17 protein-coding genes are annotated in these 14848 nt (G+C 60.4%); 11 read left to right on the top strand and 6 right to left on the bottom strand.

From position 1 onward, the window contains the following. Positions 1–34: 34 nt before the first annotated feature. The 3 genes from HMPREF3138_RS05185 (at position 35) to HMPREF3138_RS05175 (ending at position 1230) form a co-directional block, all read left to right on the top strand. Positions 35–364 (top strand): hypothetical protein, encoded by a 330-nt coding sequence (locus HMPREF3138_RS05185; RefSeq protein ID WP_038873174.1) that lies wholly within the window; start codon positions 35–37, stop codon positions 362–364. A gap of 75 nt (positions 365–439) precedes the next feature. Next, positions 440–892 (top strand): thiol-disulfide oxidoreductase DCC family protein, encoded by a 453-nt coding sequence (locus HMPREF3138_RS05180; protein ID WP_038873175.1) that lies wholly within the window; start codon positions 440–442, stop codon positions 890–892. Between the two features lie 86 nt (positions 893–978). Next, complete coding sequence (locus HMPREF3138_RS05175; RefSeq protein WP_033642017.1) at positions 979–1230, top strand: hypothetical protein; 252 nt, start codon at positions 979–981, stop codon at positions 1228–1230. On the opposite strand, the gene HMPREF3138_RS05170 is transcribed toward HMPREF3138_RS05175, so the two are convergent. From HMPREF3138_RS05170 to HMPREF3138_RS05160, 3 genes are all read right to left on the bottom strand, one after another. Beyond that, the gene (locus tag HMPREF3138_RS05170; protein ID WP_038873177.1) at positions 1221–1769 is read right to left on the bottom strand and encodes a GNAT family N-acetyltransferase; all 549 of its coding nucleotides are present in this window, start codon (positions 1767–1769) and stop codon (positions 1221–1223) included. The genes HMPREF3138_RS05175 and HMPREF3138_RS05170 overlap by 10 nt on opposite strands. A 95-nt stretch (positions 1770–1864) precedes the next feature. Next, positions 1865–2611: a DUF2076 domain-containing protein gene (locus HMPREF3138_RS05165; RefSeq protein ID WP_038873179.1), complete on the bottom strand. Its 747-nt coding sequence runs from the start codon at positions 2609–2611 to the stop codon at positions 1865–1867. A gap of 125 nt (positions 2612–2736) precedes the next feature. Continuing rightward, positions 2737–3522: a helix-turn-helix transcriptional regulator gene (locus HMPREF3138_RS05160; RefSeq protein ID WP_038873182.1), complete on the bottom strand. Its 786-nt coding sequence runs from the start codon at positions 3520–3522 to the stop codon at positions 2737–2739. Between the two features lie 117 nt (positions 3523–3639). Here HMPREF3138_RS05160 and HMPREF3138_RS05155 point away from each other — a divergent pair, with 117 nt between their 5' ends. Further along, positions 3640–4410, top strand: coding sequence for a class I SAM-dependent methyltransferase (locus HMPREF3138_RS05155; RefSeq protein WP_038873184.1), 771 nt, complete (start codon positions 3640–3642; stop codon positions 4408–4410). Between the two features lie 57 nt (positions 4411–4467). Here the strand turns inward: HMPREF3138_RS05155 and aqpZ are convergent, their stop codons facing one another. After that, on the bottom strand, positions 4468–5163 hold the full coding sequence (gene aqpZ / locus HMPREF3138_RS05150; RefSeq protein ID WP_004940529.1) for an aquaporin Z: 696 nt from the start codon (positions 5161–5163) through the stop codon (positions 4468–4470). Positions 5164–5589: 426 nt separating this feature from the next. On the opposite strand from aqpZ, the gene HMPREF3138_RS05145 reads away from it, so the two are divergent. After that, positions 5590–6951, top strand: coding sequence for an esterase-like activity of phytase family protein (locus HMPREF3138_RS05145; RefSeq protein WP_038881661.1), 1362 nt, complete (start codon positions 5590–5592; stop codon positions 6949–6951). A 198-nt stretch (positions 6952–7149) separates the two neighbouring features. Here HMPREF3138_RS05145 and HMPREF3138_RS05140 read toward each other — a convergent pair whose 3' ends face one another. Continuing rightward, positions 7150–8325: a low temperature requirement protein A gene (locus tag HMPREF3138_RS05140; protein ID WP_038873188.1), complete on the bottom strand. Its 1176-nt coding sequence runs from the start codon at positions 8323–8325 to the stop codon at positions 7150–7152. A 310-nt stretch (positions 8326–8635) separates the two neighbouring features. Between HMPREF3138_RS05140 and HMPREF3138_RS05135 the strand changes: the two genes are divergently transcribed. Both HMPREF3138_RS05135 and HMPREF3138_RS05130 read left to right on the top strand, forming a co-directional pair. Further along, complete coding sequence (locus HMPREF3138_RS05135) at positions 8636–8920, top strand: YdgH/BhsA/McbA-like domain containing protein (protein ID WP_038873191.1); 285 nt, start codon at positions 8636–8638, stop codon at positions 8918–8920. A gap of 240 nt (positions 8921–9160) precedes the next feature. Next, positions 9161–9718 (top strand): class I SAM-dependent methyltransferase, encoded by a 558-nt coding sequence (locus tag HMPREF3138_RS05130; RefSeq protein WP_038873194.1) that lies wholly within the window; start codon positions 9161–9163, stop codon positions 9716–9718. On the opposite strand, the gene HMPREF3138_RS05125 is transcribed toward HMPREF3138_RS05130, so the two are convergent. Beyond that, complete coding sequence (locus tag HMPREF3138_RS05125; protein WP_038873197.1) at positions 9719–10180, bottom strand: GNAT family N-acetyltransferase; 462 nt, start codon at positions 10178–10180, stop codon at positions 9719–9721. A gap of 213 nt (positions 10181–10393) precedes the next feature. Here HMPREF3138_RS05125 and HMPREF3138_RS05120 point away from each other — a divergent pair, with 213 nt between their 5' ends. The 4 genes from HMPREF3138_RS05120 to aroL all read left to right on the top strand — a co-directional run bounded on the left by HMPREF3138_RS05120 (position 10394) and on the right by aroL (position 14831). After that, positions 10394–11509: an ABC transporter substrate-binding protein gene (locus HMPREF3138_RS05120; RefSeq protein ID WP_038873200.1), complete on the top strand. Its 1116-nt coding sequence runs from the start codon at positions 10394–10396 to the stop codon at positions 11507–11509. Then, entirely contained in the window at positions 11502–13625 is a 2124-nt protein-coding gene (locus HMPREF3138_RS05115; protein ID WP_038873203.1) for a TonB-dependent siderophore receptor, read from the top strand. Before HMPREF3138_RS05120 ends, HMPREF3138_RS05115 begins: the two co-directional genes overlap by 8 nt. 53 nt (positions 13626–13678) lie before the next feature. Beyond that, positions 13679–14197 carry a GNAT family N-acetyltransferase gene (locus HMPREF3138_RS05110; RefSeq protein WP_038873205.1) on the top strand — a complete coding sequence of 173 codons (519 nt, stop codon included), beginning with the start codon at positions 13679–13681 and terminating at the stop codon, positions 14195–14197. 109 nt (positions 14198–14306) lie between these two features. Then, complete coding sequence (aroL, locus tag HMPREF3138_RS05105; RefSeq protein WP_038873207.1) at positions 14307–14831, top strand: shikimate kinase AroL; 525 nt, start codon at positions 14307–14309, stop codon at positions 14829–14831. The last annotated feature ends 17 nt before the right edge of the window (positions 14832–14848 follow it).

Genomic DNA, 14848 nt, shown 5'->3' with positions numbered 1-14848 from the left:
CGTAATCCCGAACCCGGCAAATGAGGCTAATTTAATGAAACAAGCAATCAAGATCCTGGCGCTGCCCTGCATGGGCATGGCGCTGTTGTTCAGCGCGAGCGCGATGTCGGCCCCCGAGGCGCCTGCGGCCAACGCGTTGCCGCCCGCGGCGGATGAAGCGATGCGCATGCCGCCTTTCCCGGGCGGGCACCCGCCCAAACCGGGGTTCTGCCACGGCGGCGAACTGTTCTGCGCCACCTCGGCCAGCGACAATCCGGTGGAAACCATCAACAAACTGACGGCGGTGATCCCGGCGGGCAGCGCCAAGCATTACGAGGTGCGCGTCGCGGTGGTGGCCGTGCCTGACGCCCCGCCTGCGCCTTAACGGGCCCTGTCATCCCGCTCTGGTTCGCACGCTCAAGGCGCGTTAGGCTAAGGCGAGCGTTTATCGGGAGGCGGGATGACCCTTTTAGCACAACTGCCCTATCTCCAGCCCGGCGAGTGCGCGCTGTTGTTCGACGGCGAATGCAATCTGTGTCACGGGCTGGTGAGGTATCTTATTCGCGCCGATCGGCAGCGGCGCATTCTGTTGGCGACGGTGCAATCCGTCGAAGGGCAGGCGATCCTGCAGGCGTTTGGGTTGCCGACCGACCGTTTCGATTCCGTGGTCTATGTTGAGCAGGGGCGTTATTGGCTGCGTTCGGCGGCGCTGTTCCAGGCGTTGCGCCAATTGGGGTGGCCGTACCGCGTGCTGGCGCTGGCGCGTTACCTGCCGCCGCGGCTGGCGGACAAGGTCTACGATGCGGTCGCCGGCAATCGCTACCGGCTGTTTGGCCGCAACGACGGCACCGGTTTGCCGGGCGCCGACCAGCCCGGGCGCTATCTGCCCAGGCGGCGGGAACCGCCGGCCTGAGCTTTACGCTTCTTTACCATCCAACCGCTTGAAATATCAGCACTCCAGCTCCATATAATGGAACGTTCAGCCAACAAGGAGCGCGTATGGGAATCAGTGAAGAAGAGCACATCCGCCGTTTGACCCAGGAGAAGAACGACATGGGCAATACGGCGAAATGGGTGGCGATCGTTTCCGCCGTGTACTTTGCCTTGATGGTGTTTTACGGCCACCCGACCGGCGTATTGGCGATGTCGGGCGCGGTGTTCATCGTTTCTACCGCCACCTGGCTGAAAAAACGTCAGAAGGTCAAATCTTACCGCATGGCGTTGGCCAAAATCAGCGACGATCAGCCCTGATAGTCGCCGCGCTTTAGCGTATACACCAGGCTCGGCGCTGCGCCGGGCACGTCATCCAGCGTATCCACCCGCTGCATGCCAATCTTTTCCAGCACCCGCCACGAAGCCTGATTCTCCGCGCGCACAATGGCAGAAATCTCACCCAGCTCCAAACCGACAAACCCGTATTGCAGTGAAGCCAGCGCCATCTCGGTGGCCAGCCCCCTGCCCCACACCCGGGTGTCGAAGCGATAGCCGAGGTTAACGGTGCGCTGCGCGCCGAGCGGCTTCCAGGACAAGCCGCCAAAACCGATAACCCAATCCGGCCGTTCGCGCAGGGCGAGCGCCCAGGAGCCGTAGCCGTGTTGCCGCCAGACGGCGAGCCGCTCCTGCAGCGCCGAAGCGGCCTGCGCTTCGCTGGTGAGCGGGCCGGCGGGGTTGAAGCGTTGGGTTTGCGGATCGCCAAAGATGGCGTAGAAACGTTCGAGGTCCGCCATCACCGGCGGCCGCATCTGCAGGCGCTCGCTGAAGTACGGGGCTGAAGGATTAAAGCTCGGCATCGTTTCTCCCGGCCGGATCAATGAACAGCGTTCACTGTAGTCCAGATCGGCGAAACGGGAAATCCCCCTCTGCGGGTGAGAGGGGGAGAGGGGCATTACAGGAAGGAGTCGTCGTCGTCGTTGTAATCGTCGTCGGCGTAGTCCGTGTCATCCTGGTAGTTGGCGTTCTGGAAGCCGTTGTCCTGATTCAGGAAGCTACCGCCGTCGCCGTTGTTGAAGGTATCAAGGTTGTTGGAGGCGTCGAAATTGCGCATCGCGCTGTCGTCCAGCGGCGCCGGGTTTTCTTCGATAATATTCACGATTTCCTGCGGTTGCGAATGGCGGAACATGCCGGTCAGCATGTCGGCCAATACCACGCCGCCGGCGACGCCCGCCGCGGTTTGCAAAGCCCCACCCAGGAAGCCGCCGGCGCGCGAAGGTGCCGCCTGCTGCGGTTGGGCATAGGCTGGCTGCTGCGGCTGTGAGTAGCCCCCTTGCTGCGCGTTGTTCCAGGCCGCCGTATTTTGCTGCTGCGCCTGATACTGTTCACGCGGGCTTGGCGTACTGCGGCTGCCGCCGCCGAACAGGCCGGCCAGGAAGCCGCCGCTGCTCTGTTGGCCGTTGGCGGTTTGCTGCAGCTGCGCGACCTGGGCTTCCAGCTCTTTGACCCGCTGGTCCATCTGTTTGAGCGCCGCTTCCTGAATGATCATTGCCTGCGCCATGTAATAAGGGGCGGAAGGCTGCTCGCGAATATGCTGATTGATTTGCTGCTCTGCCTGGAGATCCCGTGGGCCTGTCTTGGTCTCGGCTTCTTTCAGGCGGCCAAACAGACCATCGATAAGGCGTTGTTCTTCGGATTGCATAGGCGTACCTCGGGAGATAAATAACGGTGCTGGACGATCGTTGTCATCGGTAACAATCACCCTAGCGCGTTTGCATGAACCAATAAATAAATGGCGGGTAAACCTGTCTATGAATTTGTTACCAATTACGGCAGCGGGATCAGCATCACCAGCTTCAGACCGCCGTGCTCCGCCGGATGGAAGGTGAGCTGGCGATAGCGCAGCGCACCTTGCTGAGGGTGCTCGAACGCGCGCTCGCCGCCTTCGCGCGCCATCACGTCATGCTGTTTCCACCAGTGATTAAAGTCCGCGCTGTTGTGCGTCATGTTGCGCACGAAGGCGCGCATCTCTTCGGTGTTTTGATGATGGCTGGTTTCGGCGCGGAATTCGGCCACCACGCGGCGGGCACGTTCTTCCCAATCGCTGACCAGCGTTTTCGCCAGCGGGTGGAAGAACATGAAGTGCAGCAGGTTAGGGCTGTTGGCCACATCCAGCCAGCCGCTGAACAGCGCCGCCGCCTGCGGGTTCCAGGCGACGACGTTCCAGGTCACGTCCAGCAGGTAGCAGGGCACCGTCATCTGGTGCACGCTTTGCAGCACCGCGTCGTTGGCGGTTTCGCGGTGCGTTTCCTGCTCGGGATCGGCGACGCGCGCCAGGGTAAACAGGTAGTGGCGTTCGGCGGGGCCGAGCCGCAGCGCCTTGGCGATGCGTGCCAGCGTATAGGGGGAAATGGACACCTCGCGCCCCTGTTCGATCCAGGTATACCAGGTGGCGCTGATGCCGCTGATTTGCGCCAGCTCTTCGCGCCGCAGGCCGCTGGTGCGGCGGCGCGAGGAACTGGGCAGGCCGAGCATTTCCGGCGTGATGCGCTCGCGGTGTGCGCGCAGGAATGCGCCGAGGGCCTTTGGCCCGGATAAGGCTTCTGATGACATAGCGTGGTACCTATTTATACCAGGATAACTGCTCATATTGTACCCGTATAGTAGCCTGATTATAGTAGCCGAAAGCCTTCAGGCACAGGCGCAAGCCGGATAATAACGGGAGCAAACATGAGCATCAGCAACAGCCATAAAAACGCGGTAGATCGGCAGTTCGGCGAGCAGGCCAACGCCTACTTAACCAGCGCGGTGCACGCGCAGGGCAAGGATTTGCAACGCCTCGCGCAGTTACTGGAACCGCACGCCGGCGCGCGCCTGCTCGATCTGGGCTGCGGCGCCGGGCACGCCAGCTTCACGGCGGCGGCCAGGGTGGCGCAGGTGGTGGCCTACGATCTGTCGGCGCAAATGTTGGCGGTGGTGGAGCAGTCGGCGGCGGAAAAAGGCTTGAGTAACATTCAGCTGCAGCAGGGCGTGGCGGAGTCTTTACCGTTTGAGGACGCCAGCTTCGATCTGGTCATCAGCCGCTATTCGGCGCACCACTGGCACGACGTTGGCCAGGCGCTGCGTGAGGTCAAGCGGGTACTCAAGCCGGGCGGCAGAGCGATCTTTATGGACGTGGTCTCGCCGGGGCATCCGCTGCTGGATATCTATCTGCAAACCGTGGAAGTGCTGCGCGACACCTCACACGTGCGCAACTATGCGCCGGGCGAGTGGCTGGCGTTATTGACCGAGGCCGGGTTGGTGGTGCGCGAGGTAACGTCGGATCGGTTGATGCTGGAGTTCGGCAGTTGGGTGGCGCGCATGCGCACGCCGGCGCATTTCGTTACCGCGATCCGCGCGCTGCAGCAAAGCGTGTCGCAGGAGGTGGCGGCGCACTTCGCCATTCAGCCGGACGGCTCCTTTACCAGCGATATCATGATGTTTGACGTGATGAAGGGCTGAAAGCAACGGGGCAGCCGATGAAGGCTGCCCCGTGAAACGCTATCGACTGCGATGCGCTTATTTTTTATCTTCCAGCAGGCAGCGGTAGATCAGGCCGCCGATAATGCCGCCGACCAGCGGCACCAGCCAGAAGACCCACAGCTGCTGCAGCGCCCAGGTGCCCTGGAAGATCGCTACACCGGTGCTGCGCGCCGGGTTGACGGAGGTGTTGGTCACCGGGATGCTGATCAGGTGGATCAGGGTCAGCGTCAGGCCGATCGCCAGCGGGGCGAAGCCTGCCGGCGCGCGTTTGTCGGTCACGCCATGAATAACGATCAGGAAGAAGGCGGTCAGCACCAGCTCAATCACGATCGCAGCCTGCAGAGAATAACCGCCCGGTGAGTGTTCGCCGTAACCGTTGGAGGCGAAACCGCCTGCGGTGGCGTCGAAACCGGCTTTGCCGCTGGCGATCAAATACAGCACCGCCGCTGCGGCGATACCGCCGATCACCTGTGCGATAACGTAAGGGATCACGTCTTTCGCCGCGAAACGGCCGCCGGCGAATAAGCCAACGGTAACCGCCGGGTTAAAATGCCCGCCGGAAATATGGCCGACGGCATAGGCCATCGTCACCACGGTCAGACCGAAAGCGAGCGCGACGCCGAGGAAACCAATACCCAGCTGTGGGAATGCCGCTGCCAATACTGCGCTACCACAACCACCAAACACCAACCAAAATGTGCCAAAAAATTCAGCAAAAAGTCGCTTTGACATAGATTCCATCCTGCGGAATAGACTAACGGGCGTTAGCACTAAAAACTATAGAACAGCTTTTTCAGTTCATGCAGATATTCTATAGAATTTTCTTAATGCACCTTGAATAACGGCGGTATTAAATCCCCGGCATTTTATTTTGTCTATGAGAAAAACGCCGTTTTTCGCCGTGCTGGCGCGCGTTTGCCGATTTTTTTATCTTTGATATAAGAATTTACCCTAAGCGAAATGATGGGTTATTTTCAGGCGATTTTTTCCAGCGGTTTTCTCCATTCAATATCCTCAGGTTAATTGCTCATTTCTATTTGCCAGCCAACCTTATTGCCTATTGCACATTTGACGAAGCGCCTGTTGTCATCTCAGTGTCATGCTAAATTAATATCTTCTTCTGCCTGATAACGCTTCGTTCAACCTCGGGTAAAAACCATGAAAATAAAATCGCTCTCCCTGCTGTTGGCTTCACTGTTTCCTGTATTCACCTACGCTGCAGATATTGAGGTGGCGCGTTATGTGGTCGGCTTCCCCGGCGGGGAACGCGTCGCCTATCAGGGGGCGTTCGCCAAGAATTTCCCGCAGGGGCTGCCGGTGGGGATCGGCTCCGGGCTGACGTTCAATAGCAAGCAGGGCGACGATCTGGTGCTGACGACGCTGACCGATCGCGGCCCGAATGCCGATGCCCCTGCGGTGGGCAAGCAAGAAGCCAAAATTTTCGCCAACCCGCAATTCGTGCCTCTGTTGATGGACATTCGTATCGGCGGCGGCAAGGCCGTGGCCGAGAATGCACGGCCCTTGCATGACGAAAAAGGGCCGATTAGCGGGCTGCCGTTGCCGGGCGAGCTGATTGGTTCCACGAACGAAGTGGCGTTGAACGACGCGTTGCAGCCGCTGTCCGGCGATCGCCGCGGGTTGGATACCGAAGGGGTGACCGGTGACGGCAACGGCGGCTATTGGCTGTGCGATGAGTACGGTCCGTTTCTGATCCATATCGACGGCAAAGGTAAAATTCTCGCCAAATACGGCCCAACACCGCAGGCCGGCGAGCAGGCGGTGGCGGGCGGTTTGCCGAACATCCTGAAGTGGCGCCAGCCCAACCGCGGTTTTGAGGGGCTGACCCGGATGCCGGACGGGCGCATTCTGGCGGCGGTGCAGAGCACGCTGGATGTCGATGGCAAAAGCAAAAACAAGGCGCAGTTTACCCGGCTGGTGAGCTTCGATCCGCGCAGTGGCAAAACCGCTATGTACGGCTATCCCATCGATATCGACAGCTATAAAAAAGCCAAAGACGCCAAGATTGGCGATGTCGTGGCGTTGGACAACCAGCGCATCCTGTTGATTGAACAGGGAACCGGTAAAGATAAGACGATGATCAACAAGATCTATCTGGTGGATCTCGCGCAGGCCAGCGATCTGAGCGCGTTTGACGGCCAGGGTAAAGCGCTGGAGTTCGACGATGCGAAAGATCTCGCTAAACGCGGCGTGAAGCTGGCGCAGAAACGGGAAGTGGCGGATCTGCGCCAGTTGGGCTGGCGCCAGGAGAAAGCGGAAGGGTTGGCGCTGATCGACGATCGCACGCTGGCGGTGATTAATGACAACGATTTCGGCCTGCAGGCCAAGCTGGTGGACGCATCGCCAAAAAGCAAGAAAATCGGCGATTATCAGCTGGAGAAAGAAGGGCGGCTGAGCCTCGACGGCGACAAGACCAACGCCCGTATCGAATTGCGCCCGCTGGAGCAGCCGGAGTCGCTGAGCGAGCTCTGGGTGCTCACCTTGCCGCATCCCTTGAAGTGAGACAGCGGGGGCGATAGCGCCCCCGTCAGACCGTTGACAAAGGAGGAAAAAACGTGGTTTTTCCTCCTTTGTGGCCATCAGCCGAAAATCAATAAATTGATTTTCCTTGTTTTTTTATCCGCTGCTCTCTGCAAACCCGGCAATGGCATGAGGTTTGTCATCAATCTCACAGCGGGGGCGGTGACGTCCCCGTTTGCTTCAGGCTTCCGCGTGCCGCCGCGGCGCTCTGCCGCGCGAGATGCTCTCCCACACCGCCACTACCACCATGATCAGCGTCGTCAGGCCATTGACCATCAGCAGATCGGTTAAATAGGCGACGGGGGCCAATACCGCCAGCGCCAGCAGCCCCACCAGGTGTGACAGCGGGAAGCGATGATACACCAGCCGTTTATACAGTGCGTTGGCGAACAGGTAGAGTGCCGGCCCGAGCAGCAACACCGCCGCCGTGGCGTTTTGGATGCGGCCGTCGGGATGGGCGATCACCAGCTCGTTGGCCACGGCGCAGACGATGATCGCCCCCACCAGCGCGACGTGCACGTAATGGAAGTAAGCGCCCAGCTGGCCGGGGTTTTCCGCCTGGCTGATGGCGTGGCTGCCGGCTTTGCTGCTGGTGTCGAAGTAGATCCACCACATCGCCAGGCTGCCGAGAAAGGCCACCAGCGAGGCGATGAGCACCGGCAGGTTCCAGCTTTCCATCTCGCTCAGGGTGGCGCCGGTGATCAGAATGGTTTCCCCCAGCGCCACGATCACGAACAGCTGGCAGCGCTCCGCCAGATGGTGACCCTCGATGCTCCATTCGCTGCTGCTGTCCGAGCGCCCCAGCACCGGTAGCCGGAAGCCGAACATCGGCGAGACGTATTCGCACAAGACCGCGACCGCCCACAGCGCCAGGCGGGCGTTGCCTTCCGCCAGCCCACCGGCGATCCAGAAGACGGCGGAGATGCACAGCCAGCCGAGAATGCGGTGAAAGTTTCGTTTTAACGGATGACCGGGCACCAGCAGGCGCAGCACCGTGACGGAGCGCCCGACCTGAATGGCGACATAGAACAGCGCGAAGATCAGGCCGCGCTCGCCGAACGCCTGCGGCAGTGCGGCGGCGGCGAACAGCCCCAGCAGCATGATAGCGAACAGCAGCAGGCGGATCTGACGGGTATCCGGATTGAACCAGTTGGTGACCCAGGCGGTGTATTGCCAGGCCAGCCAGACGGCGAACCACAGCAGCAGGGTTTCCAGCGCACCGGTCAGCGTCAGGTGGTGCAACAGATAGTGGGAAAGTTGGGTCACGGCGAAAACGTAGATCAGATCGAACAGCAGCTCGGAAAATGAGACCGACGCGCCCTGACCGTCACGCACACGCAGCAGGTTTTGCGACATAAGCGTTCTTCCTTAAAAGGGTAAGCCACAAAATTCAGCGTAGCTCAGCGCGCTCCGGCGGGTAAAAAATCTTAAATAGACGCGGCGCGCATTCTTTATCACGCGCCGTCTTTAATTGTTCATCAAATAGGGGTAAGGTGAAGCCTATAAAGTCATTCTCGCCTGAAAATACACACCCGCTCTCATTTCCTCCTTATTCTCCTCACAATGATTGATGTTCTTTACGTTGCATGACGTCCGTTTTCATTGGCTAGCGGATAATTAACATCACTGACAACGAGCTAATAAACAAGAACACCTGGAGTCAATCATGAAACTTATCCCAAGCATCGCAGCCGTATTGATCGCCGCCGCTTCCTTCTCCACTTTCGCCGCGCCGCTGTCGTCGGTGAAACAGGTCAACAGCGAACAGGCCGCCAATCTGCAAAGCCTCGGTGTGGTGTCGGTTTCCGGCATTAGCGGCTCACCGCATGACGCCATTCACGCCCTGAAAGAAAAAGCCGCGGCGGACGGCGCCGGCCATTACCGCATTATCGGCCTGGACACCCCCGGGGATTCCAGCAACTGGCGCGGCAATGCGGAAATTTATCGCTAAGCGTTGGCTTTTTACTCTCTGGCTACGGCAACGTGGCCAATAAAATAAACGGTCGTAATAATTATCTGATAGGGCGCACGTGGGCGGCTTATTTTCAGGTCATTATTACGGCCGTTTTTCATTTTTCCGCTGCGGCTGAGGTTGCATTTTATTACAACTGTGTCCGCCGCTTTCGGAATCATGTTAATGAATACTTAAGAAATTCGGCTCACATTGAGGGCTTAACCCAAGGAGGCCTCAATGTTAAATGCGACCCGGCTGCAACTGATGAATCACTTCGCTTACCTGCAGCAATTTATGGCTTCACCGCGCACCGTCGGTACGCTGGCGCCTTCTTCCCCGTGGCTGTGCCAGGCGATGCTGAACCAGGTTGAATGGACCCGGGCGCTGTCGATCGCGGAGCTGGGCGCGGCGGACGGCGTATTGACCAAGCGCATTCTGGGGCGGATGCGCGCCGATGCGGCGCTGGAGGCTTTCGAGATCCAACCGCATTTCGTGCATCGGCTGCGGGGAATAGACGATCGGCGGCTGCAGGTGATGGCCTATTCGGCGACCCAAATGGCCACGGATTATGACGTGGTGTTTTCCTGCCTGCCGCTGCTGTCGATCCCGATCAGGATCAGCGTGCGCATTCTTCAGCAGGCCCGGCAGCGGCTGCAGGCGCGCAACGGCACGCTGGTGCTGTTCCAATACAGCCACCTGTCGGAAAAATTGCTGTCCCGCTATTTTCACTGGAAGCGCCTGCGGGTGGTGCGCAATTTCCCGCCGGCGCTGGTGTATGTCTGTACGCCGCGTTAACTACAGCGTTTTCACCATCACCACCACGTCTTCGTCATACTGCCGCCGGCGTTCCAGAGGCTGCCAACCCCAGCCGGCGTACAGCGCTTCCGATTTGTCGGTGATGAGATGCAAAATCGAATGATGGCGCTGCCGCGCCGCTTCGACGATCGCCATCTCCAGGCGGTGGGCAATGCCCTTACGGCGGTGATCGGGATGCACGAAGACGCCGGCCAGCCACGGGGTGAGATCCTGGCGCTGATGATCGTCGCTGGGCCACAGGCTGGCCATGCCCACCGGGCGATCGCCGTCGATCATCATCAACGTCAGATGATCGTCGCTCGGCCGGCTGCATTGGACGAAGCGCTGCTGGGTGCGCTCCAGCGATCCGCCGTGCTGTGAACCCCACTGGCCGAAGGCCCAGGCGGCGCACACATCGGCAAACTGCGGGCACTCCGACAGCGGAATAATGCGTTGACCCATGGATGTCTCCCTATTTGGTGGTTTCCGCTCTATTTAACCGATTTCCCCGCCATTTTTTTAACTTTTTAAAGCCGCTCTTTTAGCGGTTTCGCCATGTTTCGCCGTGCGCCCGGCGCCATTTCCCGGATTTCTTTTGGCAATCGCCGTGCAGGATTGCAAGTGCTAATGAGAGTGATTATCATGCGCACACTATTCCCCCGTGTCGGCTTAATCATGCGCAATTCCCTCATTTTACTGCTGCTTTCCCTGTGCTTCGGCGTGTTCTCCGCTCAGGCGAAGACGGTGACCGATATCACCGGCCGCCAGGTCGTGGTGCCGGACAACCCGCAGCGCATCGTGGTGGGGGAAAGCCGCATGCTGTATACGCTGGCGCTGCTGGAGCCGGGCAACCCGGCGCAGCGCATCGTCGGCTGGCCGGCGGATCTGGCGCGGTTCGATGCGCAAAGCTGGCAGCTCTATACGCAGAAGTTCCCGCAGATCGCCGCGATCCCCATTATCAGCGGCAATAATTTCCGCCAGGTCAATATTGAAAGCCTGCTGCAGCTGAAGCCGGATCTGGTGATCCTGGCGCGCTACGCGCGTGAAGACGGCGACAACGATCTGCTGGTTTCCGCGCTGAACAAGGCCGGCGTGGCGGTGATCTACGTCGATCTGCGCATCGATCTGCTGAACAACACCATGCCGAGCGTACGGCTGCTGGGCGAAGTGCTCAATCGCCAGCAGCGCGCTGAGCAGTTCATCGCGTTTTATCAGCAGCATATGGCTGTGATTCAGCAGCGGCTGGCGGGCTATCAGGGGCCGAAGCCCAAAGTGATGCTGCACCTGCATCTGGGGCGGCGCGACACCTGCTGCACCACCGCCGCGCACGGCAACCTCGGCGATCTGCTGACCTTCGCCGGCGGCGACAACATCGCCAACGCCAGCGTCAAAGGGGTGTACGGCGAGCTGAACCCGGAAACCATCCTGAGCGCCAATCCCGACGTTTACCTCGCCACCGGCATGGCCGGGCCGCAGGGCAAGCGGCTGTCCGATCTGCGCCTCGGGCCGCAGGTCAGCCAACAGGACGCCGCCGACAGCTTCCGCCGGCTGATCGCCACACAGCCGATGCTGGCCAGCCTGCAGGCGGTGAAGCATCACCGCGCCTGGAGCGTCTGGCACAACTTTTACCTCAGCCCGTACCACGTGGTGCTGGTCGAGATGTTCGCCAAAGCGTTTTACCCGGATCTGTTCGCCGACATTAACCCGCAGCAGACCTTCCAACAGCTGTATCAGCAGTTTTTGCCGTTACCTTTTTCAGGGACCTATTGGAGTCAGTTAGATAATGAATAACAACAAGCGCGGCTGGTGGTGCGCATTGCCTTTGGCGGCCTGCGCGACATCGCCGACGTGGGCGGCGGAGAAAGCCGCGCCGCAGGAAGAGAGCCTGGTCGTGGTCGGCCGCAAAGATGCCGACGGCGTGCAGAGCTATCAGCCGTTGACCAGCGTCACCGGCACCCGCAGCGAAACCAACCTGCTGAACGTGCCGCAGGCGATCGACGTGGTGCCGCAGCAGGTGATTACCGATCAGGCGGTCAGCAGCCTGGACGAAGCGCTGTACAACGTCAGCGGCATTACCCAGGCCAACACGCTGGGCGGCACCCAGGACGCGGTCATGAAACGCGGCTTCGGCGACAACCGCGACGGCTCCATTCTGCGCGACGGCGTGCGCTCGGTACAGGCGCGCAACTTTACGCCGACCACCGAGCGGGTGGAGGTGCTCAAGGGGCCGGCCTCGATGCTGTACGGCATGGGCGAGCCGGGCGGGATGATCAACATGATCACCAAAAAGCCCCAGCTGCAGCAGCATACCCACGTGGAAGGCTGGGGCAGCAGCTTCAACGGCGGCGGCGGCCAGCTCGACGTTACCGGGCCGCTCGGCACGTCGGGGTTTGCCTATCGGATGATCGTCGATCACGATGAAACCGATTACTGGCGCAACTTTGGCCGCAATCGCCAGACGGTGATCGCGCCGTCGTTGATGTGGTACGGCGAGAACACCGCCGTGCGCTTGGCCTATGAACATATGGAATATCTGGTGCCGTTCGATCGCGGCACCATTATCGATTCGCGCACCGGCAAACCGGTGAATACGCCGCGCGATCGCCGTTTCGACGAAGCCTATAACGCCACCCGTGGCGATCAGGACAGCATTACCCTGCAGATCGATCAGACGCTCAACGAGCGCTGGAAAAGCTCGCTGACCTACGCCTACAGCCGCAACAGCTACAGCGACAACCAGGCGCGCGCCACGGCGTTGAATCCGGTGACCGGCGTGTTGAGCCGCCAAGCCGATGCGACCGCCAATGCCGTCAGCCACGCCAACGCGGTACAGCTGACGCTCAATGGCGACGTGGACTGGGGCAGCATTAACCACCAGATGCTGTTCGGCTTCGATTTTGAAGATAACCGTACCTACCGCGGCGACATGATCCGCGGCAAAAAGAACAGCGATTTTAATATTTATCATCCGGTATACGGCCTGATGCCGCCGTCGACGGCGGTCAGCGCCAAAGACAGCGACCAGCGGGAAAACCTCACCAGCTACGGTTGGTTTATGCAGGATTCCATTCAGCTAACCGATAAATGGCTGGTGATGGGCGGGCTGCGTTACGACGCTTTCGACGTCTATGCCGGTAAGGGGCGGCCGTTCCAGACCAACACCGACAGCTCGGACAGCAAGCTGGTGCCGCGCGCCGGAGTGGTGTACAAGCTGACGCCTTATGTGTCGCTGTACAGCAGCTATACCGAGTCGTTCAAGCCGAACTCTTCCATCGCCACCCAAATTGGTTCGCTGCCGCCGGAGCAGGGCAAGTCGTGGGAAGTCGGCGGCAAGCTGGCGCTGCCGAACGGCGTCACCGGCACGCTGGCGCTGTTCGACATCACCAAGCGCAACGTGATGGTCAATGAGCTGGTGGAGGGTGAAACCGTGACGCGCACCGCCGGGCGCGTACGTTCGCAGGGCGTGGAGCTGGACGTAGCCGGTAACCTCACCGATTCGCTGAGCCTGATCGGCTCCTATGCGTATACCGACGCGCGGGTGGTGGACGATCCGGACAACAAGGGGAAAGAGATGACCAACGTGGCGCGCCACACCGCCTCGCTGTTCCTGACCCAGAACCTGGGCAGCCCGGGCTTCTACAGCGGCGATGAGGTGCGCATTGGCGCCGGTGCGCGCTACGTAGGACGCCGCCCGGGTGACGCCGCCAACAGCTTCTCCCTGGATAATTACACCGTTGCCGATGCGTTCGCCGCTTACACCATGCCGATCAACGGCTATCGGGTGAAATGGCAGCTGAACGTGAAGAACCTGTTCGATAAAACCTACTACCCGTCCAGCGGCGGCAACTTGCGCGTGGCGGTGGGGGAACCGCGTGAGGTGGTGCTGCGCGGCAGTATCGATTTCTAAGCCACGGGCGGTGAAATTTGCTTAAATAACCGCCCCAACGTTAAGGAGAACCCATGAGCCTGCAGATTCGTTTGGCGCAGCAGCGGGATATCGTGCATCTGATGGCGGTTGAACGTTCGGCGGCGCAGCTGTTTCGCCAGCAGCCGGAGTGGCGCTTTATCGCCGAAGGCGAGGTGATGGCCCCGCAGCAGCATGCCGCGTTTATCGCTGAGCGCCGTGAATGGCTGGCGGAAAGCGACAACGGCGAGTGCGCCGGTTTTATCGCCGTGCAGGTTCAGGGGGACGATTGGCACATCGCCGAATTGTCGGTCGCCGGCACCTGGCAGCGGCAGGGCGTAGGCCGTCGCCTGATCGGCGCGGTGGCGGAAGAGGCCAAACGGCAGGGCGCCGGCCGCCTGACGCTCACCACCTTCATTGAGGTACCGTGGAATGCGCCTTACTACCGGCGGCTGGGATTTCGGCCGCTCGACGACGCGCGGCTCACGGCCGCCTTGCGGCAGCATCTGGATGAGGATCTGGCGCACGGCTTTGCCGCCGGCAGTCGCTGTGCCATGGAATTTACACTATCGTAAATATTGAAATACAGAGCGGGCAGGGTATGATGCTGCCACCACGCCATCGCACCCGCTCGGTATTTTGGTATGCAATGCACTCAAGTCACCGCATAAGGGACAACCCGTAATGACACAAACCCTGTTCATGATAGGCGCTCGCGGAGCCGGCAAGACCACGGTAGGCAGCGCATTGGCGCTGGCGTTGGGCTATCAGTTCGTCGATACCGATCTGTTTATGCAGCAGGCGGCGCAGATGAGCGTGGCGGAAATGGTCGAGCGCGAGGGCTGGCTGGGGTTCCGCCGCCGCGAGACCATCGCGTTGCAAACCGTAACCAAGCCGTCAACTATAGTTTCCACCGGCGGCGGGGCGATCCTGGCGGAGGAGAACCGTCAGTTTATGCGTCAGCATGGCACCGTTATCTACCTGCGCGCGCCGGCCAGCGTGTTGGCGCAGCGGTTGGCAGAGTATCCGGAAGATGCGCAGCGCCCGACGCTCACCGGCAGGCCGATCGCCGAGGAGATGCTCGAGGTGCTGGCAGCGCGCGAAGCGCTGTATCAGGACGCTGCGCATTACGTGATAGACGGCGCCGCCGATCCGCAGCGGGTGGTGGAACAAATCCTCGCGGTGCTGCCGCGTGAGACGGTGAAGTAACCCTTTCTTCTCTTCGG

Source organism: Serratia sp. HMSC15F11, assembly GCF_001808215.1.
Lineage (GTDB): Bacteria > Pseudomonadota > Gammaproteobacteria > Enterobacterales > Enterobacteriaceae > Serratia > Serratia nevei.
The sequence above is the reverse complement of the archived record's forward strand: the minus strand, read 5'-3'. Positions and strand labels throughout refer to the sequence as shown.